General features: G+C 71.0%; 25 protein-coding genes. 14 read left to right on the top strand and 11 right to left on the bottom strand.

The features are described 5' to 3' along the window. Positions 1–29 precede the first annotated feature (29 nt). From A4W93_RS16515 to rbsD, 3 genes are read left to right on the top strand one after another with little or no spacing between them, the layout of a single operon-like run. Positions 30–1,043 (top strand): LacI family DNA-binding transcriptional regulator, encoded by a 1,014-nt coding sequence (locus tag A4W93_RS16515; RefSeq protein WP_085751648.1) that lies wholly within the window; start codon positions 30–32, stop codon positions 1,041–1,043. Then, positions 1,040–1,939 (top strand): ribokinase, encoded by a 900-nt coding sequence (gene rbsK / locus A4W93_RS16510; protein ID WP_237357554.1) that lies wholly within the window; start codon positions 1,040–1,042, stop codon positions 1,937–1,939. Before A4W93_RS16515 ends, rbsK begins: the two co-directional genes overlap by 4 nt. Beyond that, a complete protein-coding gene (gene rbsD / locus A4W93_RS16505; RefSeq protein WP_085751647.1) occupies positions 1,936–2,331 on the top strand; it encodes a D-ribose pyranase in 396 nt (131 codons plus the stop codon). The genes rbsK and rbsD overlap by 4 nt, the downstream gene beginning before the upstream one ends. On the opposite strand, the gene A4W93_RS16500 is transcribed toward rbsD, so the two are convergent. Further along, on the bottom strand, positions 2,332–3,357 hold the full coding sequence (locus tag A4W93_RS16500; protein WP_085754200.1) for an MBL fold metallo-hydrolase: 1,026 nt from the start codon (positions 3,355–3,357) through the stop codon (positions 2,332–2,334). 140 nt (positions 3,358–3,497) lie between these two features. On the opposite strand from A4W93_RS16500, the gene A4W93_RS16495 reads away from it, so the two are divergent. Next, positions 3,498–4,118: a TetR/AcrR family transcriptional regulator gene (locus A4W93_RS16495; protein WP_085751646.1), complete on the top strand. Its 621-nt coding sequence runs from the start codon at positions 3,498–3,500 to the stop codon at positions 4,116–4,118. On the opposite strand, the gene amaB is transcribed toward A4W93_RS16495, so the two are convergent. Continuing rightward, positions 4,119–5,621, bottom strand: coding sequence for an L-piperidine-6-carboxylate dehydrogenase (gene amaB / locus A4W93_RS16490; protein WP_085751645.1), 1,503 nt, complete (start codon positions 5,619–5,621; stop codon positions 4,119–4,121). An 18-nt stretch (positions 5,622–5,639) separates the two neighbouring features. Next, a complete protein-coding gene (locus A4W93_RS16485; RefSeq protein WP_085751644.1) occupies positions 5,640–6,731 on the bottom strand; it encodes a saccharopine dehydrogenase family protein in 1,092 nt (363 codons plus the stop codon). A 146-nt stretch (positions 6,732–6,877) separates the two neighbouring features. On the opposite strand from A4W93_RS16485, the gene A4W93_RS16480 reads away from it, so the two are divergent. Beyond that, positions 6,878–7,339, top strand: coding sequence for an Lrp/AsnC family transcriptional regulator (locus tag A4W93_RS16480; protein ID WP_407081688.1), 462 nt, complete (start codon positions 6,878–6,880; stop codon positions 7,337–7,339). A gap of 5 nt (positions 7,340–7,344) precedes the next feature. Here the strand turns inward: A4W93_RS16480 and A4W93_RS16475 are convergent, their stop codons facing one another. Continuing rightward, a complete protein-coding gene (locus A4W93_RS16475) occupies positions 7,345–8,796 on the bottom strand; it encodes a patatin-like phospholipase family protein (RefSeq protein WP_085751643.1) in 1,452 nt (483 codons plus the stop codon). Between the two features lie 234 nt (positions 8,797–9,030). Between A4W93_RS16475 and A4W93_RS16470 the strand changes: the two genes are divergently transcribed. Continuing rightward, on the top strand, positions 9,031–9,189 hold the full coding sequence (locus A4W93_RS16470) for a hypothetical protein (protein WP_169726551.1): 159 nt from the start codon (positions 9,031–9,033) through the stop codon (positions 9,187–9,189). Positions 9,190–9,205: 16 nt separating this feature from the next. On the opposite strand, the gene A4W93_RS16465 is transcribed toward A4W93_RS16470, so the two are convergent. Together A4W93_RS16465 and A4W93_RS16460 are read right to left on the bottom strand one after the other, a co-directional pair. Then, positions 9,206–11,386, bottom strand: coding sequence for a mechanosensitive ion channel domain-containing protein (locus tag A4W93_RS16465; protein WP_085751641.1), 2,181 nt, complete (start codon positions 11,384–11,386; stop codon positions 9,206–9,208). A gap of 394 nt (positions 11,387–11,780) precedes the next feature. Beyond that, positions 11,781–11,987 carry a heavy-metal-associated domain-containing protein gene (locus A4W93_RS16460; protein ID WP_085751640.1) on the bottom strand — a complete coding sequence of 69 codons (207 nt, stop codon included), beginning with the start codon at positions 11,985–11,987 and terminating at the stop codon, positions 11,781–11,783. Positions 11,988–12,124: 137 nt separating this feature from the next. On the opposite strand from A4W93_RS16460, the gene A4W93_RS16455 reads away from it, so the two are divergent. The 3 genes from A4W93_RS16455 to A4W93_RS16445 are packed head-to-tail and all read left to right on the top strand — an operon-like array spanning position 12,125 to position 15,746. Beyond that, complete coding sequence (locus A4W93_RS16455; RefSeq protein ID WP_085751639.1) at positions 12,125–14,311, top strand: heavy metal translocating P-type ATPase; 2,187 nt, start codon at positions 12,125–12,127, stop codon at positions 14,309–14,311. Between the two features lie 19 nt (positions 14,312–14,330). Next, positions 14,331–14,783, top strand: coding sequence for a Cu(I)-responsive transcriptional regulator (gene cueR, locus A4W93_RS16450; RefSeq protein ID WP_085754198.1), 453 nt, complete (start codon positions 14,331–14,333; stop codon positions 14,781–14,783). Between the two features lie 60 nt (positions 14,784–14,843). After that, entirely contained in the window at positions 14,844–15,746 is a 903-nt protein-coding gene (locus A4W93_RS16445; RefSeq protein ID WP_085751638.1) for a serine hydrolase, read from the top strand. 9 nt (positions 15,747–15,755) lie between these two features. On the opposite strand, the gene A4W93_RS16440 is transcribed toward A4W93_RS16445, so the two are convergent. After that, complete coding sequence (locus tag A4W93_RS16440) at positions 15,756–16,778, bottom strand: M14 family zinc carboxypeptidase (protein ID WP_085751637.1); 1,023 nt, start codon at positions 16,776–16,778, stop codon at positions 15,756–15,758. Between the two features lie 71 nt (positions 16,779–16,849). Here A4W93_RS16440 and A4W93_RS29700 point away from each other — a divergent pair, with 71 nt between their 5' ends. Next, positions 16,850–16,999 carry a hypothetical protein gene (locus tag A4W93_RS29700; protein ID WP_157131671.1) on the top strand — a complete coding sequence of 50 codons (150 nt, stop codon included), beginning with the start codon at positions 16,850–16,852 and terminating at the stop codon, positions 16,997–16,999. Between the two features lie 148 nt (positions 17,000–17,147). After that, on the top strand, positions 17,148–18,620 hold the full coding sequence (locus A4W93_RS16435; protein WP_085751636.1) for a flavin-containing monooxygenase: 1,473 nt from the start codon (positions 17,148–17,150) through the stop codon (positions 18,618–18,620). Here the strand turns inward: A4W93_RS16435 and A4W93_RS16430 are convergent. Then, positions 18,610–19,083 (bottom strand): hypothetical protein, encoded by a 474-nt coding sequence (locus A4W93_RS16430; RefSeq protein WP_085751635.1) that lies wholly within the window; start codon positions 19,081–19,083, stop codon positions 18,610–18,612. The genes A4W93_RS16435 and A4W93_RS16430 overlap by 11 nt on opposite strands. A gap of 292 nt (positions 19,084–19,375) precedes the next feature. Here A4W93_RS16430 and A4W93_RS16425 point away from each other — a divergent pair, with 292 nt between their 5' ends. From A4W93_RS16425 to A4W93_RS16415, 3 genes are read left to right on the top strand one after another with little or no spacing between them, the layout of a single operon-like run. Continuing rightward, the gene (locus A4W93_RS16425; protein WP_085751634.1) at positions 19,376–19,720 is read left to right on the top strand and encodes a hypothetical protein; all 345 of its coding nucleotides are present in this window, start codon (positions 19,376–19,378) and stop codon (positions 19,718–19,720) included. 11 nt (positions 19,721–19,731) lie between these two features. Beyond that, a complete protein-coding gene (locus tag A4W93_RS16420) occupies positions 19,732–20,106 on the top strand; it encodes a hypothetical protein (RefSeq protein ID WP_085751633.1) in 375 nt (124 codons plus the stop codon). A gap of 5 nt (positions 20,107–20,111) precedes the next feature. Beyond that, the gene (locus A4W93_RS16415) at positions 20,112–21,830 is read left to right on the top strand and encodes a RecQ family ATP-dependent DNA helicase (RefSeq protein ID WP_085751632.1); all 1,719 of its coding nucleotides are present in this window, start codon (positions 20,112–20,114) and stop codon (positions 21,828–21,830) included. Here A4W93_RS16415 and A4W93_RS16410 read toward each other — a convergent pair. The 3 genes from A4W93_RS16410 to A4W93_RS16400 form a co-directional block, all read right to left on the bottom strand. Continuing rightward, a complete protein-coding gene (locus tag A4W93_RS16410) occupies positions 21,802–24,093 on the bottom strand; it encodes an ATP-binding protein (protein ID WP_085751631.1) in 2,292 nt (763 codons plus the stop codon). The genes A4W93_RS16415 and A4W93_RS16410 overlap by 29 nt on opposite strands. Positions 24,094–24,112: 19 nt before the next feature. Beyond that, a complete protein-coding gene (locus tag A4W93_RS16405) occupies positions 24,113–24,865 on the bottom strand; it encodes a LuxR C-terminal-related transcriptional regulator (RefSeq protein WP_085751630.1) in 753 nt (250 codons plus the stop codon). Positions 24,866–25,007: 142 nt separating this feature from the next. Beyond that, positions 25,008–25,985 (bottom strand): NADPH:quinone oxidoreductase family protein, encoded by a 978-nt coding sequence (locus tag A4W93_RS16400; protein ID WP_085751629.1) that lies wholly within the window; start codon positions 25,983–25,985, stop codon positions 25,008–25,010. Positions 25,986–26,007 lie beyond the last annotated feature (22 nt).

Below are 26,007 nucleotides of genomic sequence, written 5' to 3'. Positions count from 1 at the left end.
CCCCGCACGAGAACGACGAGACCGACCCGATGAGCACGATCAAGGACGTGGCCCAGCATGCCCAGGTGTCGGTGGCCACCGTGTCGCACGTCATCAACGACACCCGCTTCGTGAGCGAGGCCACCCGCGTGCGCGTGCAGGAGGCCATCGAGGCGCTGCGCTACGTGCCCAGCGCGCTCGCCCGCAGCCTCAAGAGCAACCGGACCCACACCGTGGGGATGATGATCCCCAACAGCTCGAACCCGTACTTCGCCGAGATCATCCGCGGCATCGAGGACACGTTCTACGAGGCGGGGTTCAACGTCATCCTCTGCAACTCCGACGACGACCCGATCAAGCAGGGCAACTACGTGCGGCTGCTCACGGAGAAGCAGGTGGACGGCCTGATCGTGATGTCCTCGGGCAGCGACGTCGAGCTGCTCGACACGCTGCGCGCCGCGCGCATGCCACAGGTGGTGGTGGACCGCGAGATCGACGACCTGGCGGCCGACCTGGTCGAGGTGAACCACGAGGCCGGGGGATTCCTCGCCACGCAGCACCTGCTCAAGCTCGGGCACCGGCGCATCGGCTGCATCGCCGGGCCGCTCGGCCTGTCGTCCGCGCGCGAGCGGGTGCAGGGCTACCGCCGGGCGCTGGGCGAGGGCGGTGTCACGGTGGACGACCGGCTGATCCGCGGCGCCGACTTCACGAGCGCCGGCGGCCTGGCCGCGATGACCTCGCTGCTCGACTCGGCCCGCCGGCCCACCGCGGTGTTCGCGTCGAACGACCTGATGGCCATCGGCGCGATCTGCGCGGCGGCTCAGCGCGGGCTGCGCATCCCGCAGGACGTGTCGGTGGTGGGCTTCGACGACATCGCGCTCGCGGCCCACAGCAACCCGCCGCTCACGAGCGTGGTGCAGCCCAAGCACCAGACGGGGCAGCTCGCCGCGCAGCTGCTGCTCGAGCGCATCGCCGATCCGTCGCGTGCGCTGCAGCGCACGATCCTCCAACCCTCGCTGCTGGTGCGCCAGTCGTCGGGGCCCGTGCCGGAGGCGGCGCGGTGACGGGCCGGGTCGTCGTGCTCGGCAGCGTCAATGCCGACCTGGTGCTGCGCTGCGCGGCGCTGCCGCTGCCCGGCGAGACCGTGCACGGCCGCGACTTCCGCACGCTGCCCGGCGGCAAGGGCGCGAACCAGGCCATCGCCGCGGCGCGGCTGGGCGCTTCCGTCGCGTTCATCGGCTGCGTGGGCGACGACGACTTCGGCCGCACCGCGCAGTCCGTGCTGGCGGGCGAGGGCATCGACACCACCCACCTGCACGTCGTCGCGGGCACTGCCACCGGCGTCGCGATGATCCTGGTGGACGACGCCGGCCAGAACAGCATCGCGCTCGCGGCCGGGGCCAATGCGGCGCTCACCACGGACCACGTCGATGCCGCGGCACCCCTGTTCGCGGGCGCGGCCCTGTTCGTGTGCCAGCTGGAGTCGCCACTGGACGTGGTGCGGCATGCGATCGGCCGGGCCCGCGCGGCTGGCGTGCCGGTGCTGCTCAACCCGGCACCGGCGCAGGCCCTGCCCGCGGCGCTGCTGGCAGATGTGGACGTGCTGGTGCCCAACGAAACCGAGGCGGCCCTGCTCGCGGGTTCCGACCTCGACGCGGCGGCTGCCGCCGCGCACCTGCGGGCGATGGGGCCGGCCACCGTGCTGCTCACGCTCGGCGCCGACGGCCTGCAGATCGACGCGGATGGTCTCGTCCAGCGGGTCCCGGCGCCGGCCACCGGCCCGGTCGTCGACACCACCGGCGCCGGCGACACCTTCATCGGCGCCTTCGCCGCGGCGCGGGTCGAAGGCGCCTCCGTCGCGGCCGCGGCCGCGTTCGCCCAGAAGGCCGCCGCGCTCAGCGTGACGCGGGCGGGCGCGGTGGGCGGCATGCCGTACCGCCACGAAGTGGGGAACCCATGAAAAAGACGATGCTGCTGAACGCCGAGCTGTCTCAGCTGATCGCGGCGATGGGGCATGGCGACCAGCTCGTGATCGCCGACGCCGGCCTGCCGGTGCCGCCCGGCACGCGCTGCATCGACCTCGCGGTGAGCGGCGGCGTGCCGTCGTTCGATCAGGTGCTGCTGGCGGTGCTGTCGGAGTTGCAGGTGGAAAGCGCCGTGGCGGCGGGCGAGATGCTCGACCGGTCCCCGGCGCTGGCCGGCGTGTTGCGCGCGCGGCTCGGCGCCATCCCGCTGGCCCACGTCGACCACGGCACCTTCAAGGCGCGCTCGGCCGGCGCCCGGGCCATCGTGCGCACCGGCGAGTTCACGCCGTATGCGAACGTGATCCTCTCGGCCGGCGTGGTGTTCTGATCAACGCCACCAGTGGGTGGACGGCGAGGGCGCCAGCACGTCCAGCCGTTCGCCCATCTGCGGCGCCGTCAGCGGCACCTTCGCGGCCTCGGCCAGCGCGGTGATGCGCTCGAAGGGTTCCGTCCACGGGTGCAGCGCCAGGTCGAAGGTGCCGTTGTGGATGGGCATCATCACCTTGCCGTTCACGTCGAGGTGTGCCTGCAGGCTCTGCTCGGGCTGCATGTGCACGTCGGGCCACTGGGCATCGTAGGCGCCGGTCTCGATCATCGTCAGGTCGAACGGGCCGAAACGTTCGCCGATGGTCTTGAAGCCGGCGTGGTAGCCGGTGTCGCCGCTGAAGAAGATGCGGGTGTCGTCGGTCATCAGCACCCACGAGGCCCACAGCGTGGTGTTGCGGTCGCTCAGGCTGCGGCCCGAGAAGTGCTGGGCCGGCGTGGCGACGAAACGCACGCCGCCGATGGACGTGCCCTGCCACCAGTCGAACTGCTGCACCTTCGCGGCGGGCACGCCCCATTCGACGAGCCGGTCGCCCACGCCCAGCGGCGCGAGGAACTGGCCGACCTTCGGCGCGAGGGCCAGCACCGCGTCGTGGTCGAGGTGGTCGTAGTGGTCGTGGGACAGGACCACGGCCTCGATGTCGGGCAGGTCCTCGATGCGCAGCGGCGGCGCGTGGAAACGCTTCGGGCCGGCGAAGGACATGGGCGAGGCGCGCTCGGAGAACACCGGGTCGGTCAGGAAGAACTTCCCGTCGAGCTTGAGCAGCATCGTCGAATGGCCCAGGCGCCACAGGCTGCGGTCGGGGGCGTTGACGAGGTCGGCACGGGTCAGGGCCAGCACCGGGATGGGTTTGCTGGGCGTGGCGTCGGTGCGCTTCGTGGTGAGCACGCGCCACATGATCTCCAGTGTCTTGAAGAAGCCGGGGTCCTCGTGGGGGACGACGTTGTGGAACTTGCCGTCCGCGTACTGCGGCGACGTGGCACGGGAGGCCGCCGGGACGGCGGCTCGGGCGAGGAGGGTGCAGGTCATGGCGGTCAGGGCGGCGAAGAAGAAGAGGTAGAGGGCGATCCGTGGCAGGCGGCTCAGCATGGGCGTGCCTTCATCAAAAGTACACTGCACAGTGTAGTGCGCTTTTTGGAAAAGTAAACTGCGCAGTGTAAAATTCGGGCATGAGTTCACAACCCGTGCCCACCCGCCTCACCGACCGCAAGCGCGACGCCATCGTGGTCGCCGCCATCGCCGAGTTCCGCGAACACGGGTTCGCCGGCACCAGCATGGACCGCATCGCGGCTGCGGCGGAGGTGTCCAAGCGCACCGTCTACAACCACTTCCCGAGCAAGGACGAGCTGTTCGCCGCGATCCTGTCGCAGCTGTGGGAACGCAGCCAGGGGCTCGCGGGGGTGGCGTACGCACCGAAGCAGCCGCTGCGGGCGCAGCTGCTGGAACTCCTCGGCCAGAAGATGCAACTGCTCAACGACCCGAGCTTCATCGACCTGTCGCGCGTGGCGATGGCGGAGATGATGCACACGCCCGAGCGGGCGCAGGACATGGTGGCGCGCCTGCCCGAGAAGGAAGAGGGTCTCGCCACCTGGGTGCGCGAGGCGCAGCGCGACGGGCGGCTGCGCGCCGGGGTCGACCCGGCCTATGCCGCGCAGCAGCTGCAGGGCCTGATCAAGTCGTTTGCGTTCTGGCCGCAACTGGCGATGGGGCAGCCGCCGCTCGATCCGGCGCGGCAGCAGCAGGTGCTGGCCGACAGCGTCGACCTGTTCCTCGGCTTCTACGCCACCTGATCACACGTCGAAGCGCACGCCCTGCGCGAGCGGCAGCGCGCGCGAGCGGTTCACCGTGTTGGTGGCGCGGCGCATGTAGTGGCGCCAGGCGTCCGAGCCCGACTCGCGGCCGCCGCCCGTCTCCTTCTCGCCCCCGAACGCCCCGCCGATCTCGGCGCCCGACGTGCCGATGTTGACGTTGGCGATGCCGCAATCGGAGCCGCTCGCGGCCACGAAGGCCTCGGCCTCGCGCAGGTCGTTCGTGAAGACCGCGGACGACAGGCCCTGCGGCACGTCGTTCTGCAGCGCGAGGGCCTCGTCGAAGTCCCGGTAGCGCATGGCGTAGAGGATCGGGGCGAAAGTCTCCTCGCGCACCACCGCCGTCTGCCCGGGCATGCGCACGAGCGCCGGTTCGGCGTACCACGCGTGGGGATGCCGGTCGGCGAGCATGCGCCGGCCGCCGCTCACCTCGCCACCGTCGCCGCGGGCCCGCGACAGCGCGGCCTGCATGCGTCCGAACGCCGCTTCGTCGACCAGCGGACCCACGAGCGTGCCGGTGGCGAGCGGGTCCCCGATGGACAGGCTCGCACGGGCGCGGTCGAGGCGGGTCAGCAGCGCGTCGGCCACCGACTCGTGCACGAAGAGCCGCCGCGTGGTCGTGCAGCGCTGGCCGGCCGTGCCGTACGCACCGAACACGAGGCCGCGCACCGCGAGATCGAGGTCGGCCGTGGGCGCCACGATGACGGCGTTGTTGCCACCCAGCTCCAGCAGGGCCCGCCCGAACCGTGCCGCGACGCGGGGCGCCACGAGTCGGCCCATGCGGGTGCTGCCCGTCGCCGAGACGAGCGCCACGCGCGGATCGTCCGCCAGCACCTCGCCCAGCGCCGCGCCGCCGACGAGCACCTGCGACAGGCCTTCGGGCGCGTCGCTGCCGAACCGGGCGAGGGCACGCGCCAGCAGCGACTGCGTGGCCAGCGCCGTGAGCGGGGTCTTCTCCGAAGGCTTCCAGACGACCGGGTCACCGCACACCAGGGCGAGCGCGGCGTTCCACGCCCAGACGGCCACGGGGAAGTTGAACGCGCTGATCACACCGACCACGCCGAGCGGGTGCCACTGCTCCATCATCCGGTGGCCCGGGCGTTCGGACGCGATGGTGAGGCCATGCAGCTGCCGCGACAGGCCCGTGGCGAAGTCGCAGATGTCGATCATCTCCTGCACTTCGCCTTCGCCCTCGCTCAGGATCTTGCCGGTCTCGAGGGACACGAGCCGGCCCAGCTCGGCCTTGTGGCGGCGCAGCTCGTCGCCCAGCAGCCGCACGAGTTCACCGCGCCGCGGGGCGGGAACGTCGCGCCACACGAGGAAGGCATGGTGTGCGGTGGTGATGGCGGCGCGCGCGTCGTCCGGGGTGGCGGACCGCAGCATGGCGAGGCGGGCGCCGTCGATGGGCGAGTGGACGGGCAGGTCGCCTCCGTCGGGGAGGGACACGCCGAGGGCCGTGAGCAGGTCGTGGGCGGGGTGGGTCATGGCGGTCTCCCTGGGGTGTCAGCCGATCGATTCGATGTGGCGCGACTGCTGGTAGGCGCGGCCGAACCGGTTCGCGAGGAACTCGGGCAGCGCCACCTGTTCCTGGCGGATGAACCCGCGCTGGGGCAGCCGCCCCTCGCGGAAGAGGTCGAGCGCGGCGCAGATGCCGGCGGCGGTGGTGATCTGGATGGCCGACAGCGGCCGGGCCTCGTCGCGGTCGGCGAAGACCTTGCGGGCGAACACGTCCTGCACCAGCGTGCCGTGGCGCATGCCGCTGGCGGTGACGAACACCAGCACCACGTCCTGCATCGTGCTGGGCACCGACTTGCGCAGCATCGCCTTCAGCGTGTCCGGGTCGTCCTTCAATTGCAGCTCCTCGAACAGCAGCTTCATCAGGTCGCGGTGGCCGGGGTAGCGCACCGACTTGTAGTCGAGCGTGCGCACGCGGCCGTCGAGCGTCTCGCACAGCGTGCCGAGGCCGCCGGACGTATTGAACGCCTCGTACTCGACGCCGTCGAGCGAGAAGTGCTCCAGCCCTTCGAGCGGCAGCATCTCGAGCGAACGGCCGTCGCGGATGGCCTCGCACGGGTGGCAGTACTCGTTGATCAGCCCGTCGACGCTCCAGGTCAGGTTGTACTTCAGCGCGTTGGTGGGGAAGGCGGGCAGGGCGCCCACCCGCATCTTCACGTCGTGCAGCGTGTCGAACTGGCGCGCGAGGTGGTGCGCCACGATGCCGACGAATCCGGGCGCGAGGCCGCACTGGGGCATGAACGCGGTGGGCGCGCCGTCCGCGAGCTGCTTGATCGCCCGGGTGGCGGCCACGTCCTCGGTCAGGTCGAAGTAGTGGCAGCCCGCCTCGCGGGCCTGCGTGGCGGCGAGGGTGGCCAGGTGGTAGGGCAGCGCGTTGATCACCGCGTCGTGGCCGCGCAGCACGCCCAGCAGCTGGCGGGCGTCCGACGTGTCGACCACCCGCGTGGCCACCCCCTCGGGCAGCCGCGACAGCGCCTCGGCGCTGCGGTCCGCCACCGTCACGGTGTAGTCGCCGCTGTCGGCGAGCAGGCGGGTGATGACCTGACCGATGTGACCTGCACCCAGCAGCACGACACGCATTTTCTTTCTCCGGAAGGGGTTGGACCTGCGATCCAGTCTAGGAACGCCCTCCGACGATTGGTAGCGTGAGTTCGTCGAGATCGACAGCTTGCCGGACGGAATGTCGCGCTCTACGATGCAAATCGTCGAAACGCCGGAGAAACGCCATGGCCGACCCCGCCGCAATGCCGTTCGTGAAGGACCAGCTCGACCGCGACCTGCTCGCGCTGCTGCAGGCCAACGCCCGCGAGAGCACCGCCAACCTCGCGCGCCGCCTCGGCGTGGCTCGTACCACGGTGCTCGCGCGCCTGGCCCGGCTCGAGCGGGACGGGGTCATCGTGGGCTACACGGTGCGGCTGGGGCAGGACGTGGCCGACCGCGGGGTGTCGGCCTACGTGGGGGTCACCATCAGCCCCAAGTCGGCGCGCGAGGTCACGCGGCGCCTGTCGCGGCTGCCCGAGCTGCGCCAGCTGAGTTCGGTGAGCGGCGAGTTCGACTACATCGCGCAGCTGCGGGCCGACTCGATGTCGCGGCTGGACGCGCTGCTCGACGAGATCGGCGAGATCGACGGGGTCACGAAGACCACCACGTCGGTGGTGCTGGCGGTGCGCACCGATCGCACGGGGTGATCTGATCAGCGTGGGGCGTTCGCGCGGTCGATCTGGCGCAGCAGCGCCTGTACCTTCGGCGATTCGCGCAGCAGCCGTCCGGCCAGCTCGCGCAGCCGGTCGACGGCCTCTTCGGGCAGGCTGAAGGACGTGGGCAGGTTCATGAAGTACGTGCGCTCGGTCTCGTCGGCGAGGGCATCGAAGCTGATGTCGATGGTGTCGAACGAGAGGTGCGGCACCGACGCCTCGGCCGCGGGCTTCGACATCCCGGCGAGCTGCGCCTCGGCGATCTTCAGCTTGCGCACCTGCGCCCAGCGGTAGGCGATGTCCTTCAGCAGCTCGACCGACTCGTACGAGAAGTGGTCGATGGGCACGCTCGACGACTGCAGCAGCTCGGCCACGAGGCCGGGCGGGGTGGGGCTGCGGTCCCAGTCGGTGCTGGGCGCCGAGCGGGAGTTCACGGCGATGACCACGATGTGCCGCAGCGACTGGAAGTCGATGGCCTCCTGGAAGCGCGGGCTGGCCTCGATTTCCTCGAATGCCTCCAGCATGCCGCGCAGGCCCAGGTTGTCGGAGACGCCACCGTCGACGATGTGCAGGTACGGGCGGTTGGCGCTGTCCTCGAGGGACTGGATGTCGCGGTAGCGCAGCAGCGCCCGGCCGGCCGGGCGGTTGGGCTTGTCCATCCGGGCCACGTCCGCGACCCAGGCCGGGTGGGGCGCCTGGCACTGGCCGCCGTAGTTGCGGTAGGTGACCGGGGTCAGCACCACCGGCACGGCCGACGACGTGGCCGCGGCCCGGGCGAGGCGCACCTTGCCGAGGTCGGAGCAGATCAGGTCGAAGTGGTCCTGCGTGAACTCGAAGCGGGCGCCGGTCGACAGGTCGGTGCCCGTGACGATGGCGAGCGGTGTGTCGATCTTCAGCAGGTCGTCGTAGGTGGCGCCGCCGAAGAGGATCTCGTCGTAGTAGTCGGCCGCCAGCTCCGAGCGGCCATAGGACGCACTGGCCAGGCGCCCCCACGACGACGGGCTCAACGTGCGGGACAGCAGCTCGCCCTGCACGTCGCGCTTGAGGAAGCGGGGCTCGAACTCGGTGAACAGCCGGTCCCCCAGCAAGGCGTACGACAGCGCGGTGAAGCTGCCGCCCGACACGCCCGTGATCACGTCGACCTGGTCGAGGGCCGCGTGTTCGACGCCGCCGAGGGTGATGCGCGTGCGGCGGAGTTCCTCCAGCACGCCGTACGACAGCGCCGCGGCGCGTGTGCCGCCGCCGGAGAACGCCAGCATCACGAGGGTGTGCGGGTCGTTGACGCGGGTGGTTTCGGGGCGCAGCAGCCGCGCGGCCCGGTAGCCGCTGTCGGGCGAGACCCGCGTGATGGGGGGGTTGACCGGAGCGGGGGTGCTGCAGCCGGCCAGCACGGCCAGCAGGACGGCGCCGAGGAGGCGGGCGGGTGAGGCGGGGAAGGAAAGCGGTCGCATGAGGCTCGACGATACCGGGAGTTCGTGTCACCGGTTCGCGACGGGGCCGTCCGGCTGTCGGCGATGGCACACCCCGATGGCCGGGAAGCGGCTGTTCATCGGGGTTCCGGGCGATCGGTGTAGCAAATGAAACACGGAAACGGTTCTTTTCGACGCACGCATGAAACACGGAAGCGAGACACTGGCATCGTTGTGGCGTCCTTCGGCGTCCAGCAGAGGTGCCCCATGAATCCCATGTCTCTCCTGACCCTTCCGGTCGATGCCCTGCGCGATGCGCAGCACCTGCAGGAGCCCATGTCCTCCTGCGCGGAGCGAAGCGAACGCCGCGTCGCCGCGGTGCTGGTCGGGGTGGTGCTGGCCGTGGCCGCGGTGGCGCCCTGGTTCCTCGTCTGACCTGACGGCACCGCCGTCAGGGCGCCGGCAGTGACGGCCTGCCCGTCCCGGCCGGGTCTTTCAGCCTCACTTCCCGCTGTGGCAGCGGGATGGTGACGCCGGCGTCGATCAGCCGCTTGAGCACCCGCCCGCGCACGTCGCTCTCGATGGCGCCGGCCTCGGTGGCGTCCCCCACCCAGGCGCGCAGCCGGAAGTTGAGCGTCTGCTCGCCAAAGCCGATGAACAGGGCGAAGGGCGGCGGGTTCGCCAGCACGGCCGGGTGCACGGTGGCCACCTCCGTGAGCATCTCGATCACCTTGTCGGCGTCCGTGCCGTAGGCCACGCCCACGTCGATGCTGATGCGCCGCTCCCGGCTCGAGAGCGTCCAGTTGAGCAGTTCCTTCGACAGCAGGTCGCCATTCGGCACCACGATGTCCGCGCCGTCGGTGGTGCGGATGGTGCTGGCGCGGAAGCCGATGCGCTGCACGAAGCCCGTGGCGGTGGGGGTCTCGACGAGGTCGCCCACGTGCATGGGCCGCTCCACCAGCAGCACGAGGCCCGAGACGAAGTTGTTGATGATGTTCTGCATGCCGAAGCCGATGCCCACGCCGATGGCACCCACGAGCAGGGCCATCTTGGAGAGGTCGAGGCCCGCCGCCGCGAACGCGAAGAAGAGGCCCACGAGCGCCACCACGTAGCGCGTCAGCGCCGAGATCGCGAACGGCAGGCCCTGGCCGAGGTTCAGCCGGGGCAGGAACTCGTCCTCCAGCAGGAAGCGGATCACCTTGACGATGAGCCACGTCGCCAGCAGGCAGCCCGCCGCGGCGGCCAGCGATCCCACGGCGATGCCGGCCTCGCCCACCGTCAGGCGGGAGTTCAACACCTCCTGCACGGCCATGGGGGCTCGTGCCGCGACCCCGAACGCGAAGACCGGGGCCGCGAGCATCATCGCCCAGCCGCCCCAGCGCAGCACCGTGCGCCAGGCGTGTTCGAGCACGTCCCGGCGGCGCTGGACCGCGCGCGACCCGGCGAACCACCGGCTGCCCAGCGCGATCAGGCCGAGACCCAGCAGGGCCTGGTAGGCCGCCATCGTGACCATCGCGAGGCCCAGCGTGACCAGCACGCCGTTGCGCAGCGTTCGGGAGGTCCCCACGTGCCCGATGACCACCGCATGTGCCGCGGCCACGAGCAGCAGGACGACGAGGAGCAGCACGACATGGATCCGGGTGAGGCGCAGCGGCGTCGGGAGGCCGGCCCGGTGGGCCCGGCGGACGTCCCACGCGGCCGCGGCGATCACGACCGCGCACTGGGCGAGCGCAGCGAGCCGGTCGATGACCGGCAGCAGTTCGAGGACGGAGCGGAACGGCAGGAGCAGCAGGGCGCCGGCCACCGCGAACACCGTGGTGCGCCAGGCCGGGCCGATCGCCGCGAGGGTGAGTACCGCGGCCGGCAACGGCACGAAGAGCCACACCAGGTCATAGAACGCGAAAGGTCCTCGTGGGGCCAGCAGCAGGGTCCCCAGCAGCCCGAGCAGAAGCGCGGCCCAGCCCGAGCGGTCGAGCACGCGCAGTGCCCGCGAGGCGTCCACGGAACTGGTGAGCGTGGTCTCCGCCAAGGCCCGGCGCGCGACCCGCAGTGCCCCGAAACTCCCGCCGAACAGCACGACCAGCAGCAGCGCCAGGCGGGGGGCCTGGGAGGCGAAGTAGGCGAAGATCGATTTCCACTCGGTCTTCACTTCATTGACGAACTCGAAGACGTCGTGCCGGCCGCCGCCGATGAGCGTCCACAGAGGCTCCTCCTCGGCCTCGCGCAGGCGGGTCTCGATGCGGCTGCGCCGCGTGCGCAGTTCGTCGCGCAGGTCGTGGCTGTGGGACCGCAGCCGCACGGCGCGTTCGAGCAGCGCGACGGTCTCGTCGCGCAGCGGGCGCACCTGGGCGGCCAGCGCGTCGAGGGTCTCCGGGGCCTCGTCGACCCGGGCCAGGAACTCGGGTGCGGCGTCCCGGCTTCGCGCCGCCTCGGCACGGAAGATCCACAGCGCGCGTTCGCGCCGCAGGTCGTTCAGCAGGGTCTCGAGGGTCCGGGTGTCGTCCTTCAGCCGTTCGATCTGGTCGTCGAGTTGGCCCTGGCGGCCGAGGATCTGCGTGTCGAGGTCGACCAGGCGTTCGCTCGTCGCCAGGCGCAGCCCCGCACGCGAGAGGTCGGCCACGGCCGTGTTCATCGCTTCTTCCTGGCGGGCGATGAACGGGGTGATCGACTCGACGCGTGCGCCGGCCTCCTGCGCCTGGTTCGCACGGGCGCCGAGCGCATCGAGGGCGCCCAGTGCATCGACGATGTCGCCGAGCGAAATGATCTGGGTGTCGGACGGCGACGAGGCCGCCGACGCCGCCGGCGCGGGAGGGCGCAGCAGCGAGGGCAGGTTGATCGCCGCGTCGGCCGGGACGTGGAGGACGAACAGGCAGAGGGCGAGGCCCCGGTGCCGGGCGGCCGTCGAACGCGGCGCTGGATCGGTGCTGCGGCTCAGGACCTCTGCTCCCCTCCGGCGGACGCCGGTCCCGGCGATTCAACGGGCCGGGCCGGCTTCTGTCAATTGCCCGAAAGGGCAGGGCCGCGGCTCAGCCGGGGAGGACCACCGGCGTGTAGCCCGCTTCCTCGATGGCGCGTGCGAGCACCGGGACGTCGGCACGGACGGGCGCGATGGCGATGCGGTGGGCGGCGAGGTCCACTGTGACGGTGGCGCCCGGGTCGGCGGCCGTCACGGCACGGGTGAGGGTGGCGACGCAGTGGCCGCAGGTCATGTCCTGGACTTGGAAGGTGATCATGGTCGACAAGCTTCGTTGGGGACACCAGTGTGGTCCTTGCTACGGTGTCAAGGTCAAGCCCATTGTGAGGCCCTTCTTCCATCGATGCTGCACGAAGGACTTGACCTTGACACAATGGGAAGCCTCAAGCTGATCCCATGACCACCTCCCACACCCTTCCTGGCGTGCAGCTCCGCATCGGCGGCATGAGCTGCGCATCGTGTGTCTCGCGTGTCGAAAAGGCCCTGATGAAGGTGCCCGGTGTCACGTCGGCCTCGGTCAACCTCGCGACGGAGACGGCCACCGTCCATGCTCGCGCGGGGCTGCCGCTGGCCGAGCTGACCGCGGCCGTCGAGAAATCGGGCTACACCGCCAGCGGCGTGGAGCAGCCCGCGCCGGAGGCGGATCACTCGGCCGGCTGGCACGTCGTGCTGAGCGCGCTGCTGACGTTGCCGCTCGTCGCGCCCATGGTGCTGTCGCTCGCGGGGGTGGCGTGGATGCCGTCGGCCTGGGTGCAGCTGGGCCTGGCCGCGCCCGTGCAGTTCTTCTTCGGCGCACGCTTCTACCGCGCGGGCTGGAAAGCGGTGCGGGCGGGGGCCGGGAACATGGACCTGCTGGTCGCGCTCGGCACCTCGGCGGCGTTCGGGCTGTCGGTCTACCTGATGTTCCGACACCCCGGGCACGAACACCTCTACTTCGAGGCCTCGGCCGCGGTGATCACGCTCGTGCTGCTGGGCAAGTGGCTGGAAGGGCGGGCGAAGCGGCGCACCACGGAAGCCATCCGCGCGCTGAACGCGCTGCGGCCGGCGACCGCCCGGGTCGTGCGCGGTGACACCGAGGTCGACGTGCCCGTCGGTCAGCTCGCCGTGGGCGACCTCGTGCGGGTGCGCCCGGGCGAGCGCATCGCGGTGGACGGCGAGGTGGTCGCGGGCAGCAGCCACGTCGACGAATCGGCCCTCACGGGCGAGAGCCTGCCGGTGGCCAAGGGCGAGGGCGACCGGGTCACCGGCGGTGCCGTCAACTCCGAGGGGGTGCTGACCGTGCGCACGCTGGCGGTGGGCGCCGAGACCACGCTCGCACGCATCATCCGCCTCGTCGAATCGGCCCAGGCCGGGAAGGCGCCCATCCAGCGCCTCGTCGACCGCGTGAGCGCGGTCTTCGTGCCGGTGGTGCTCGTCATCGCCCTCGTCACGCTGGCGGGCTGGCTCGTGGTGTCGGGGGACTGGGAACAGGCGCTGATCAACGCGGTGACGGTGCTCGTCATCGCGTGCCCATGTGCGCTCGGACTGGCCACGCCCACGGCGATCATGGCCGGCACGGGCGTCGCTGCGCGCCACGGCATCCTGATCCAGGATGCCGATGCGCTGGAGGTGGCCCGCAACGTCACCACCGTCGCCTTCGACAAGACCGGCACGCTCACCGAAGGGCGTCCGGCGGTGGTGGCCGTGGTGCCGGCGCCGGGGGGGACCGAGGATGAGGTGGTGCGCCTGTCCGCTGCGCTGCAGCGGTCGAGCAGTCATCCGCTCGCGGTGGCGGTGCTGGACCGGGCGGAAGGCATGCCGGTGCCGGAGGCGACGGCGGCGAGCGCCTTGCCCGGCCGGGGTGTCGAAGCGCGGGTGGGCGACATGCGCCTCGCGCTGGGCAGCAGCCGCCTGCTGAAGGAACTGGGCGCCGATGCCGGCGCGCTGGCGGGCGAGGCCGAGCGGCTGGCGAACGACGGTCGCACGGTCTCCTGGCTGCTGCGCCGCGACGGGAATACCGCCGCGGTGCTCGGCCTGCTGGCCTTCGGCGACGCATTGAAGGCCTCGGCCCCCGCCGCGGTGCGCCGACTGCACGACCTGGGCATCCGCACCGTGATGCTCTCCGGCGACAACCGCGGCAGCGCCGAGGCGGTGGCCCGGCAACTGGGCATCGACACCGTGCGGGCGGAGGTGCTGCCCGCCGACAAGGCCGCCGCCGTGCAGGCCCTGCGGGCAGAGGGTCAGGTGGTGGCGATGGTGGGCGATGGCATCAACGACGCGCCGGCCCTGGCCGCGGCCGACGTGGGCATCGCGATGGCCACCGGCACCGACGTCGCGATGGAAACGGCGGGCCTCACGCTGATGCGCGGCGACGTGCGGCTGGTCGCCGACGCGCTCGACGTGTCCCGCCGCACGTACGCGACGATCCGGCGAGGCCTGTTCTGGGCGTTCGTCTACAACGTGGTGGGCATTCCGCTGGCCGCGTTCGGGCTGCTGAGCCCGGTGGTGGCGGGCGGTGCGATGGCGCTCAGCAGCGTCAGCGTGGTGGGCAACGCGCTGCTGCTGCGGCGGTGGCGGGCCTCGGCGGATGCACGGAAGGAGTGACGGCATGGACGACAAGGCGATGAACATCGGCGACGCGGCGAAGGCCTCGGGCGTCTCCGCGAAGATGATCCGGCACTACGAGTCGGTGGGCCTGCTGCCCGGTGCGAGCCGCACCGAGGCGGGGTACCGGCAGTACGGCGCGAAGGACGTTCACGTGCTGCGCTTCGTGCGGCACGCGCGCGACCTCGGCTTTTCCATCGCCCAGATCGGCGAGTTGCTGGCGCTGTGGCAGGACCGCCGCCGGCCGAGCCGCATGGTGAAGTCGCTGGCCGAGGCGCACATCGCCGAGCTGCAGCGCAAGCTCGACGACCTGGTGGCGATGAAGGCCACGCTCGAGCAACTGGTGCACTGCTGCCATGGGGACGACCGGCCGGATTGCCCGATCCTCGCGGGGCTGGCCGGGGAGGCCACCGCGCCCGCCGGGTCGGCCGGTGAAGCCGTACGGGTGCACGGGGAGATGCCCGGCCGCTAGAATCGGCGCCTGCTCGTTTCCGGCCTCGAGGGTGCTCCTGACCCGGCAGGCCGCACCCCGATGTTCCAAGTTCTGCTCGCGGCCCTGCGCCGCACCGTCCCTGCGTTGCTCGCGCTGGCGGCCTGGCCCCTCCATGCGGCCGACCTTCCCGACCTGCGCCAGGCCGGCGACCCCGTGCTCCAGCGAGGGCTCGAACACGTCGTGGCCGACCTCGGCCTCACGTCCGACGTGCAACGCGGCGACCTGGCCCTGAGCCTCGTCGACATCACCGACGCCCAGCACCCGCGTTTGGCGATGCTCAACGGCGACGAGATGCTCTACGCCGCCAGCCTGCCGAAGATCGCGATCCTGCTCGGCGCCTTCGTCGAAGCCGAACGCGGCCGCCTCGTGCTCGATGCCGAGCGCATGGCCACCATCACGCAGATGATCCGCGTGTCGAGCAACCAGGCCGCCACCACGGTGCTGGGCTGGGTGGGTGGGGAGCGCCTGATCGACATCCTGCAGTCCCCGAAGTTCGGCTTCTACGACGCCCGCGGCGCCGGTGGCCTGTGGGTGGGCAAGCCCTATGGCCCGGGCGGCGCCTACCGCCGCGACCCGCTGCACAACCTGTCGCACGGCGCCACGGCCTTCCAGGTGGCCCGCTTCTACCAGATGCTCGACGCCAACGCGCTCGTGAACCCCGAGCTGACCGCGAAGATGAAGGACGTGATGTCGCATCCCGGCATCGTCCACAAGTTCGTCAAGGGCATGCTCGAGCGGCCCGGCGTGGCGATGTTCCGCAAGTCGGGCAGCTGGCAGGACACCCATGCCGACAGCGCCCTCGTGGAAGCCAACGGCCGCAAGTACATCATGGTGGGCCTGGCCCACAACGCCCACGGGGGCGACTGGCTGGTGCGCCTGGCGCCCCGGCTGCACGACCTCGTGATGGGCGTGCCGTCCGCCACGCACGTCGCGTCGCGCTGACCCCCGCGTTCAGCGGCGGGGCGCGTACCAGCGCGCCATCGCCCGCTGGCGGTGCCAGTCTCGCGCCGCGCCGGTGGGCAGCCACCGCCCGTGGCTGTAGGCCAGGCGGGCCACGAAGTCCAGCCACGCGATGTGGCGGCGCAGCGCCCGCTCCAGGCGGTGCTGGATCAGCGGATTGAAGAACCCGTGCCGCGACAGGAACTGCCGCGGGTTCTTGCGCACCCACAGCCACGAGCCCATCTCCAGCGTCAGCGGCAGGAACAGCGCGTCCGGCCGGTCTCGGGTGGTGGCGTACAGGTGGTCCCACAGGTCGCCGTTGGCGAGGTACTGGTGGCTCTGCGGCTCGAACACGTAGCGGTGGTGCGGGTGGCCGAGGTCCAGCAGGCGTGACATCGCGTGCAGTTCGCCGATGTGCTCGATGGGCGCGGCCGTGTGGGCGTACGGGAACCAGATGCGGTCGCGCACGCCGAAGCCCGAGTGGCAGTCGACGCTCAGGCTGAACCGGTGGGGCAGCAGTTCGGCCTCGACGAACCGGCACACGGCCTGGTTCTCCGGCTCCATGGGGGCGCCCGCCTCGCCGCGGTACCACGGCAGCCGCGCGCTCAGGCGCTGGCCGGCGAGCAGGTTGGGCAGGGGCTCGGCCGAATCGATGGGGGCGTTGCGCATCAGGTCGACGCCGCGCGGGTTCGCGCGGGTGCCGAGCCACAGGCCGCCCGGGTTCACGATGGGCATGAACACCATCCGCAGCCGTTCGAGCTGCAGCTGGAGCAGCGTGTCCCACGGCAGCCGGTTGACGATGTTGCGCAGGTAGCCGATCACCACGTCGGCGCCCACCCGTTCCAGCCCGTGCACGCCGCCGAAGAAGCCCACCGCGGGCACGTCGGGCGACGGGTTGCCCACGGCGATGGCGTAGACGGGAAAGTCGCGGCCGGCGGCCTCCACGCGGCAGGGCACCGACACCTCCACGAGGCCGGCGGCGGTGTCGACGAGTTCCTGCAGGTCGGCGAGTTGCGGCGGCTCGATCAGCGGCATGGTGCGGGCAGTGCCATCGTTCCGTCACAAAGGGCCGCTAGCGTGGTGGCACTCCGCCACCGGACACGCCCATGACCACCGCCCCCACGCCTTCTCCCTGGCACCCGCCCAGACATCCGCCCAAACGCCTGCACCTGCAGGCGTGGCTGTGGGGCGCGATCGAACTGGCGGCACTCTTCCGTGCGCGCTGGCTGCAGCGCGGGTCGCGGACGGGGGCGTGAGGCATCGGGGCATGGTACGGCGCCCGCACATGCTGTGCACGTGTGATGAAAAGGCCGTGAAACGCCGCTGACGGTTTCGTGACCGGGACGTGGTCGCCATGGGAGCAGAATGGGTGCCAGAACACCCAGAACCCCGACGGGAGACAGCATGGCCACGGCACCCAGGCACGCGGACGTCATCATCGTGGGCGCCGGCCTGTCCGGCATCGGCGCCGCGGCCCACCTGCAGGACCGTTGTCCCGGCAAGACCTTCCTGATCCTCGAGGCGCGCGACGTCCTCGGCGGCACCTGGGACCTGTTCCGCTACCCGGGTGTGCGCTCCGACTCGGACATGTACACGCTGGGCTACGCCTTCAAGCCGTGGACCGATCCGAAGGCGATCGCCGACGGGCTGGCCATCCTCGCGTACATCGCCGAGACGGCCCGCGAGCGCGGGCTCGACAAGACGATCCACTTCGGCCACCGCGTGGTGGCCGCGCGCTGGTCGTCGGCGCAGGGGCTGTGGACACTCGAGGCGGAACACCAGGGCGAACGCCTCGCCTTCACGTGCAGCGTGCTCGACTTCTGCAGCGGCTACTACGCGTACGGCGAGGGCCACCGGCCGCGTTGGCCCGGCGAGGGCGACTACCGGGGCCGGTTCGTGCATCCCCAGGCCTGGCCGGACGACCTCGACTACCGCGGCAAACGGGTCGTGGTGATCGGCAGCGGCGCCACCGCCGTCACGCTGGTGCCCGCGATGGCGCGTACCGCGGCCCACGTGACGATGCTGCAGCGGTCGCCGACCTACGTGTTCTCGCGGCCCGCCGAGGACGGCATCGCCAACGCCCTGCGGCGCTGGCTGCCGTCGATGGTGGCGTACCAGCTGGTGCGTGCCAAGAACATCGGCATCGGGGCGTTGTTCTTCACGCTGTCGCGACGCCGGCCCGACGGGGTGCGCCGGTGGCTGATCGGCGAGGCGGCGAAGGCGCTCGGACCCGGGGTGGACGTGCAAAAGCACTTCACCCCGCGCTACAACCCGTGGGACCAGCGCCTGTGCCTCGTTCCCGACGGGGACCTCTTCGAGGCGCTGAAGGCCGGCACGGCCTCGGTGGCCACCGACGAGATCGAGACCTTCACGGCGGACGGCATCCGCCTCGTGTCGGGCGAGCACCTCCAGGCCGACATCGTCGTCACGGCGACGGGGCTGCGGATGAAGGTGTTCGACGGGGTCCAACTGTCCGTGGACGGGAAGGCCATCGACCTGCCGCGGCACCTCGTCTACAAGGGCATGATGCTCGACGGCGTGCCGAACCTGATGCTGACCTTCGGCTACACGAACGCGTCGTGGACGCTGAAGGCCGACCTGACCTCGGCCTTCCTGTGCCGGCTGCTGGCGCACATGGACCGCGAAGGCCTGCCGGTCGCCACGCCGCGGTTCGACGGACCCGTCGACGCGCAGCCGCTGTTCGAGTTCACGTCCGGCTACGTGCAGCGTGCCGCCGCGGACCTGCCCCGCCAGGGGACGCGCAAGCCGTGGCGCCTGTACCAGAACTACGTGCTCGACTGGCTGATGCTCCGGCGCGGCCGCCTCGACGACGGCGCGCTGCGGTTCACCCGCCCGGAGGGGGCGGTCAGCCGCTGAGCTGCATCGGCATCGTCGCGAGCGGCGCCACGTCGCTGTTCGCGGCGCGTTCGTCCGGCTGGTGGCGTGCCTTGCGCAGCATGCTCGCGTGCCAGTGGTTCAGCGCGGCCGCCGTCGTGATCGTGTGGTGCACGGCCTTCTCGCGGTGCAGCGCGATGTGTTTCGCGTAGAAGGCCCGGCCGGCGTCGCTGTCCTCGGCGGCGGCCATGTTGGCGAGGCGCTCGGCCTCCTTGTCGTGCTCGAGCGCGCGGCCCGCGAGGTAGCCCACGAGCCAGAACCAATCGATCGCCGCCTTGGTCTCGCGGTCCTTGCGGCCCCAGCGCTCCTCCTGGTGGATGGCCTCGAGGTGCACGGCCTCGGGGAAGGCCACCAGCTCCGGCGTGTTGATCAGGGTGTGGAGTCGATCGCACTCGCGCGCCTTGGCGAGCAGGGTCTCGTACTCTTTGTCGGACAGCATCTTCATGGGGGCCCTCGGATGAATCGGTGACGGCATGATGCGACGAACCCCCTTGAACAGGGGGGTGCGAGACGTCGTGCTGAGGCGGGCCGAGAACAAAACACCAAACGGGCGAGCAGGCGGTGACGGGATGATTCAGCTGTGTGCGAATCACCGTGCGCTTGTGCACGCGATGGCCGAAGCGGCCGCTCCGGGCACCTCACGAAGCCGCCCGACTTTCGGATCGCCTGATGTCCTACAGGTCCGGCTGGCAGCCTTTGCGACCATGGCACATCGCCAGGCCGCCAGGGAGACTTCCATGCCGCTCGAACCCCGTCGCTCCACGTTCCAGGACAAGCTCGTGGCCCTCCGGCGCGCCCTCGGCGCGCAGGGGCAGGACCCGAAGGACTTCGAGATCGAGGTGGACCGCAGCTCGCCGCTGGCGGGGCTGTTCAAGCTGGCCGGCGGCCTGCTGATCGTGCGCCGGCGGTCCACCGGCGAGGAACGTGTCTACGCCACCGACACCGAGTCGGCCTGGCTCGATTCCGTGATGGCCGACCTCGCCCAGGGGCGCCTCTCGGAAACTTCCGAAACCATGCCCGGCATGCTGACGATGCTGCCGCACGAAGATCCCGTGCGACGACCCGCGCAGCCCGGCAACTAGGAGCGCCTTCCATGGCACAAAGCAGCATTCTCGGCGGGCAGCGTGCGCCCGCCCACGCGCGCGGCAAGGACGCCGACGCCCTCGGCCCGAGCGACAGCTCCGACAGCGGCAGCGACGTGCAGGGCGAACGCGCCCACATCGCCGGAGAGACCGGTGACGCCGGCGCCATCCCCGCGGACCTGGCCAGCGACACCGATGCCTCGGGCACCGGTGAACGTGGCGCCGCGGTCGGTGACGACATCGACGACGGGGCGGACATCCTGCCCGACCGTGTCGAGGGCAACGTCGCCGACGCGCTCGACACCGACACCCTCGACATCGACGAACTCGGCGACATCGCGCTCGACGAGGCCGAGGAAGACGCCGACGAACCGGCCTCGCGCTGAACCGCGTGGTTCGCGCATCGATCGGGGAGGGCGCGCTGGCGTCCCGGCTGCAGCGGCTCCTCCGCACCACCTTCGGGCTGCCGTCGCTGCGTGAAGGCCAGCGAGCCGTCATCGACCGGGTGCTGTCCGGCCGCGACACGCTCGCCGTGATGCCGACGGGTGCCGGCAAGTCCCTCTGCTACCAGCTGCCGGCCGTGGCGCTCGGCGGCCGCACGGTGGTGGTGTCGCCGCTCATCTCGCTGATGAAGGACCAGTGCGACAAGCTGTCGGCGCTGGGCCTCGCCGCCGTGAGCGTGCACGCGGCGCTGCCGGCCGAGGAACGCGATGCGGCCCTCGCCGCGGTGGCCGACGGTGCCGCGGCCTTCGTCTTCGTGACACCCGAGCGCATCGCCGATCCGGACTTCCGCCGGCTGCTCGCGTCGCGGCCCGTGGAGATGCTGGTGGTGGACGAGGCGCACTGCATCGCCCAATGGGGGCACGACTTCCGCCCGGCGTTCCTCGACATCGGCCTGGCCCGCGCCTCGCTCGGGCGCCCGACGGTGCTGGCACTGACGGCCACGGCGTCGCCCGACACGATCGCGGACGTGTGCGGCCAGCTCGGCATTCCGGCGGACGGTGTGCTGTCGAGCGGCTCGTGGCGTCCGAACCTGCTGTACCGCGTCGAGCACCTGGGCGACGACGCCGGCAAGCTCGATCGCCTGCTGGCGCTGGTGGCCGCGTCGGAGGGCTCGGGCCTGGTCTACACCGCCACGGTCAAGGCGGCCGAGGACGTGGCGCGCGCGCTGGAAGTGGCGGGCATCTCCGCGCGCTGCTATCACGGGCGGATGGCCGCGGCCGAACGCCACGACGTGCAGGACGCCTACATGGCCGGCACGCTGCGGGTGGTGGTGGCCACCAACGCCTTCGGCCTCGGCATCGACAAGCCGGACACCCGCTTCGTCGTGCACTACCAGATGCCCGGCAGCCTCGATGCCTACTACCAGGAGTCGGGCCGCGCCGGACGCGATGGCGAACCCGCCGACTGTACGCTGCTGTTCCTGCGTGGGGACAAGTCGGTGCAGCAGTTCTTCCTGGCCGGACGGTACCCCGCCGCGGCCGACCTGGAGGCCATCTACCAGGCGCTGCACCACGAGGCGCCCGAGGGGTGGACCGCCGAATCGCTCGCGGACGCGGTGCGCCGGCCTCGCACCAAGGTGACGGCCGTGCTGAGCCTGCTCAAGCAGGCCCGCGTGCTCGCCGTCGACCGGGCAGGGCGGTTGCGGCTGGCGCGGCCGGACCTGGTGGCGGACGAGCTGGCGGAGTTGCAGGTCCGCTACGTGCGCAAGCGAGAGCAGGCGCAGGACACGCTCGAGCGCATGGTGGCGTACGCGCTGACCGGCCGCTGCCGGTGGCGGACGTTGCTGGAACACTTCGGGGAGGCGGCGCCGTTCGACACCTGCGGGACGTGCGACAACTGCGTGCGCCTGGCGGGGGTGTGCAGCGTGCTTGTCGAGGCCGGGCCCGAAGCCGAAGCGGTGGTCTTGACGCCCGTGACGTTCGATGTGGGGGCCGCCGTGAAGGTGCGCCGCTACGGCACCGGCACCGTCGTGACCACGGGGAATGGTTCCGTGACGGTGGCGTTCCCCGAAGGCAAGCAGCGTGAGTTCCTCGCCGAGTTCGTGACCCGCGTGGTGCCGCGCCGCACGCGGGCGGCGGTCAGGGCCGCTCCGACAACCGTGGAATGACCACCTGGCAGCAGATGCCCCGCGGCATCACCTCACGCCACTCCACCTCGCCCCCCAGCTGCTTGACCCGCTTGCGGACCCCGCCGAGGCCGAGGCCGTGCGCCCAGGCGCGCGGGTTGCGGCCGTGGCCGTTGTCGGTGACGGAGAGATCGAGCCGGTCGTCGGCCAGGTGGAACTCGATGTCGAGCACGGTGGCACCCGCGTGGGCGATGGCGTTGCTCACGAGTTCGCGCAGCACGCGGGTGAGGCCCGACCACTGCACGACCGTGAGCGAGACGTCGCGGTCGAAGGTGAGGTTCCAGCCCAGCTGGATCTGCGCGGCGGTCAGGCGCTGGGTCAGGTCGGCCTTCCACTCGCCTTCGGCATGCGACAGCGGGTGGTTCGGTGCGGCGAGGCCACGCGTCAGGGTCTTCAGGTCCTGGAGCGTGTGCCGCACGTAGTCTTCCATCTCGGGCGACTGGGCCTTGTACATGAGCGTCAGCAGGCGCGCGCCGATGTCGTCGTGCAGGTCCTGGGCGATGCGCAGGCGCTCCTCGCTGCGGCCCTGCTCGACGGCGCGGTCGAAGGCCACGGCGCGGCACAGCTGCTCGACGATGCGGTCGGTGAGGCGGGCGTCGTCGGACGTGAAGAGCCGCTGGCCGCGGTTGGCGAAGCGCAGCACGATGGACGTGGGGGCGCTCGCCTGCTTGTCGGTCAGCGCGGGCACCGGCAGCATCAGCGTGGAGCCGTCGCTGACCACACGCACCGTGGGGCTGCGCTTCTCGACCACCACGGCCTCCAGCGGCTCGAAGAGCTCCTGCAGCAGTTGCACGAGCAGCGTCGACGTGCGGTCCGGGTGGGCCTCCACCTCGCGGGCGATGCGGTAGAGCTTCTCGAACATGCGCTCCGTGGTGAGCATGTTGCGGCTGAGCACGCGGTTCAGGATCCACTGCCGCGTGCCCGCGTACAGGCCCAGCGACAGGAAGAGCGCCAGGGTCACGGAAGCGAACTGGCCGAACGAGAACACCGCGACGAAGAGCAGGTCGAGTGACGTGGCCACCGTGCTGATGGCCGCCAGCAGCGAGAACTCGCGCATCACCTGCTGCGACTTCGACAGGAACGGCATCAGGAGCAGCAGCGACGCGAGGAACACGTACCAGATCACGGGCCCGATCTCGGCCACCTGCAGCTGCACGGACGGCACGCGGTCGGCCGATGCGAGTGCCACCGCGCAGGTGAGCAGGATCCAGGTGCTGACCGCCATCAGGCCGAACCGGCGCATCACGATGGCGAACGGATGGCGCAGCAACCGGTACGACCACACGAGCAGCGCGACCGTGACGATGCCCATCACCGCGACCGCACCCTGCAGCCACCACCAGCCCTCGGGCAGGTGACCGGAGATGGCGGCCACGCCGAGCAGGCCCATGGCCGCCCAGGCGCAGACGGCGATCGGGCGGAAACCGGGCACCTTGCGCGGGTGCAGCGCCGCCGCGTGGACGATGGCCGCGCACGTCACCAGGTCGAACGCCACGCGCAGCGGCAGTTCGAGCTGGGAAAGGTGGCCGGGCAGGCCCAGCACGATGGTGGATTCGGCGGCGATGAAGACGAGGTTGCCGGCCTGGCTCGAACACATCGCGGCGTAGAGCAGCGTGCGCATCGAGGGGCTCGCGAGCACCACGACCATGCCGACCATGTAGACGACCAGCGCGAGCGCCATCAGCAGCCAGTACAGCGCGCCGAGGCTCGCGAGGCCCCGCGGATGGGGCTCGACGTCGACCACGGTGCCGCCCGCGAAGGTCAGCCGCACCGAGGGCTGGTTCAGCAGGATGTCGATCTGGCCGTGCACGTGCTGCTGGCGGGCCCGGTCGATGTCGTCGATGATCCAGCGCGCCGACGGCGCGATGGCGAGCGAGTCGGCGGTCAGGGGCGGGCGCCCGGGGCGGCCGAGACTCACGAGCACGCGGCCGACGTGCGGGCGCAGCGCCGGGTCGGTGGTGGATGCGAGGATCAGCTGGCCCACGGCGTTCGTGCGCCATTCGGCGGCCAGTTCGGGCGTGTTGGCCATCCACCTCGAGAACAGCAGCACGCCGAGGCAGCCCAGCAGCGCGGCGACCACGAGCAGGCGCAGGCGCCAGCCCATCCAGCGGGCGAGGTGCTCGACGCGCCCGAGCGTCTGCTCGATCAGGCGCGAGTCGAGCAGCGAATCGGGGGAGGAGTTGCGGCGGCGCCGGGTGGAGTGCGTGTCCGCCGGGGCGCCGTGCGGGCGCGGAGAGGAGTCCACCGTCCGGCCGGGCGGTCGTTCAGACCAGCCCGTGCTTGCTGGCCAGCACCGCGGCTTCGGCGCGGCTCGAGACGTTCAGCTTCTTGTAGATCGACTTGATGTGGTCGTTGACCGTGAACCACTTGATGCCCATCAGGTTCGCGATCTCCTTGATCGTGAAGCCCTTGCTCAGGTACGTGAGCACCTCGCTCTCGCGGGGGGTGAGGCGTTCGTGGTCGAGCGGTGCACCGCGGCCGAGCGGCAGCGGGCGGCTGCTCTGGAAGCCGGCGCCGCTCACCAGCGCGGGTTCGCCGAGGCCGGCGAGCGCGCCCATGCCGCCGGGACCCTGGCGGAAGTGGCTGAGCAGCCGGCGTGCGATGGCGGGTGACAGCGGCGGCTGGCCGCGCACGATTTTCTGCAGTTCCTCGACCAGCACCTCGAAGCGGACTTCCTTCAGCAGGTAGCCGTCGGCGCCGCACTGCAGGGCCGGGAAGAGGTGGTCGTCGTCGGAGTACAGCGTGGTGACGATCTTCGTGGCCGGGTAGCGCACCAGTTCGGTGAGCAGCTCCATGCCGTTGCCGTCCGGCAGTTCCAGGTCGACCAGGATCAGCTTGAACGTGTCCGCCGTGGGCTCGACATGGTCGGGATCGATCGCACCGACCTGGCGACGCGCGGTTTCGAGGTCGCCGGCTTCGGTGATGATGATGGCGTCGCTGAAACTCTCGCGCACGACGCGGCACAGGAAGCTGCGCGCGACGGGGTTGTCTTCAACGATCAGAACCTTGATGGCCATGCCAGGATGCTGTTCCGTAAGGGCTTGCATCGTATCGCATGCGGGGCCCCTAAAACGACAGGGAAACGCCCCCCTGTCAAAGTTGACAGGGGGGCGCCGGGTTGGCGTTCGGAGGCCTCGTTTTCTGCTAGTGGACGACCGTTCAGTCGTTGGTCAGCACCAGTTTGCCGTGGACCTTGCGGGTGCTCATGCGGGCGAACGCGTCCTTCAGGGCGCTCATGGGCAGACGCTGGTCGATCACGGGCTTGATCTTGCCCTGGGCGTACCACGCGGCCAGCTCGGCCAGGCCCGCGGCGCTGTTCTTCGGTTCGCGGCGCGCGAATTCGCCCCAGAACACGCCGACGATGGACGCGCCCTTGAGCAGCGCGAGGTTCAGCGGCAGCGCGGGAATGCCGCCTTGCGCGAAGCCGATCACGAGGTAGCGGCCGCGCCAGCCGATCGAACGGAAGACCGGCTCGGCGAGGTCGCCTCCCACGGGGTCGTAGACCACGTCGGGGCCCTTGCCGCCGGTGAGGGCCTTGATCTCGTCGCGCAGGTTGCCGGTGGTGTAGTTGATGGTGGCGTCGGCGCCCAGCTCCTTGCAGAGCGCACACTTCTCGTCGCTGGACGCGGCGGCGATCACCTTGGCGCCCGCGGCCTTGGCGATCTGGATGGCGGCCGTGCCCACGCCGCCGGCGGCGCCGAGCACGAGCACGGTTTCACCGGCCTTGAGCTGGCCGCGGTCGATCAGCGCGTGGTGGGTGGTGCCGTACGTGCACAGGAAGGCCGCAGCGTCGTCGAACGCGAAACCTTCGGGCAGCGGCATCAGCTGCGCGGCCTTCGTGATCACGTGCGTGCCGAAGCCGCCGCCGCCGCCGAACGTGACGACGCGGTCGCCGACCTTGAAGCCGGTGACGCCCTCGCCGACGGCCTCGACGATGCCCGAGTACTCCGAGCCGGGCACGAAGGGCAGGGGCGGCTTCATCTGGTACTTGTTCTGAACGATGAGCAGGTCGGGGAAGTTCAGGCTCGCCGCCTTGATGGCGACGCGCACTTCGCCCTCCTTGGGCTCGGGCGTGGGCAGGGTGGTCCAGACCAGGGCTTCCGGGCCGATCGGGTTTTCGCACAACCAGACTTGCATGTGTGTCTCCATGAGGTGTTTC

The organism is Piscinibacter gummiphilus, from assembly GCF_002116905.1.
Taxonomy (GTDB): domain Bacteria; phylum Pseudomonadota; class Gammaproteobacteria; order Burkholderiales; family Burkholderiaceae_C; genus Rhizobacter; species Rhizobacter gummiphilus.
Note: the sequence above shows the minus strand (reverse complement) of the source record. Positions and strands in the feature narration are given on the sequence as shown.

Coding starts and splice junctions, on each gene's coding strand:
- A4W93_RS16495 (WP_085751646.1), top strand. CDS start 3,498: ATGAGTTCACAACCCGTGCCCACCCGCCTCACCGACCGCAAGCGCGAC.
- A4W93_RS29700 (WP_157131671.1), top strand. CDS start 16,850: ATGACCACCGCCCCCACGCCTTCTCCCTGGCACCCGCCCAGACATCCG.
- rbsD (WP_085751647.1), top strand. CDS start 1,936: ATGAAAAAGACGATGCTGCTGAACGCCGAGCTGTCTCAGCTGATCGCG.
- A4W93_RS16425 (WP_085751634.1), top strand. CDS start 19,376: ATGCCGCTCGAACCCCGTCGCTCCACGTTCCAGGACAAGCTCGTGGCC.
- A4W93_RS16400 (WP_085751629.1), bottom strand. CDS start 25,985: ATGCAAGTCTGGTTGTGCGAAAACCCGATCGGCCCGGAAGCCCTGGTC.
- A4W93_RS16515 (WP_085751648.1), top strand. CDS start 30: ATGAGCACGATCAAGGACGTGGCCCAGCATGCCCAGGTGTCGGTGGCC.
- cueR (WP_085754198.1), top strand. CDS start 14,331: ATGAACATCGGCGACGCGGCGAAGGCCTCGGGCGTCTCCGCGAAGATG.
- A4W93_RS16430 (WP_085751635.1), bottom strand. CDS start 19,083: ATGAAGATGCTGTCCGACAAAGAGTACGAGACCCTGCTCGCCAAGGCG.
- A4W93_RS16465 (WP_085751641.1), bottom strand. CDS start 11,386: ATGAACACGGCCGTGGCCGACCTCTCGCGTGCGGGGCTGCGCCTGGCG.
- A4W93_RS16435 (WP_085751636.1), top strand. CDS start 17,148: ATGGCCACGGCACCCAGGCACGCGGACGTCATCATCGTGGGCGCCGGC.
- A4W93_RS16475 (WP_085751643.1), bottom strand. CDS start 8,796: ATGCGACCGCTTTCCTTCCCCGCCTCACCCGCCCGCCTCCTCGGCGCC.
- A4W93_RS16445 (WP_085751638.1), top strand. CDS start 14,844: ATGTTCCAAGTTCTGCTCGCGGCCCTGCGCCGCACCGTCCCTGCGTTG.
- A4W93_RS16420 (WP_085751633.1), top strand. CDS start 19,732: ATGGCACAAAGCAGCATTCTCGGCGGGCAGCGTGCGCCCGCCCACGCG.
- A4W93_RS16440 (WP_085751637.1), bottom strand. CDS start 16,778: ATGCCGCTGATCGAGCCGCCGCAACTCGCCGACCTGCAGGAACTCGTC.
- A4W93_RS16500 (WP_085754200.1), bottom strand. CDS start 3,357: ATGACCTGCACCCTCCTCGCCCGAGCCGCCGTCCCGGCGGCCTCCCGT.
- A4W93_RS16470 (WP_169726551.1), top strand. CDS start 9,031: ATGTCTCTCCTGACCCTTCCGGTCGATGCCCTGCGCGATGCGCAGCAC.
- A4W93_RS16485 (WP_085751644.1), bottom strand. CDS start 6,731: ATGCGTGTCGTGCTGCTGGGTGCAGGTCACATCGGTCAGGTCATCACC.
- amaB (WP_085751645.1), bottom strand. CDS start 5,621: ATGACCCACCCCGCCCACGACCTGCTCACGGCCCTCGGCGTGTCCCTC.
- A4W93_RS16405 (WP_085751630.1), bottom strand. CDS start 24,865: ATGGCCATCAAGGTTCTGATCGTTGAAGACAACCCCGTCGCGCGCAGC.
- A4W93_RS16455 (WP_085751639.1), top strand. CDS start 12,125: ATGACCACCTCCCACACCCTTCCTGGCGTGCAGCTCCGCATCGGCGGC.
- A4W93_RS16460 (WP_085751640.1), bottom strand. CDS start 11,987: ATGATCACCTTCCAAGTCCAGGACATGACCTGCGGCCACTGCGTCGCC.
- A4W93_RS16480 (WP_407081688.1), top strand. CDS start 6,878: ATGGCCGACCCCGCCGCAATGCCGTTCGTGAAGGACCAGCTCGACCGC.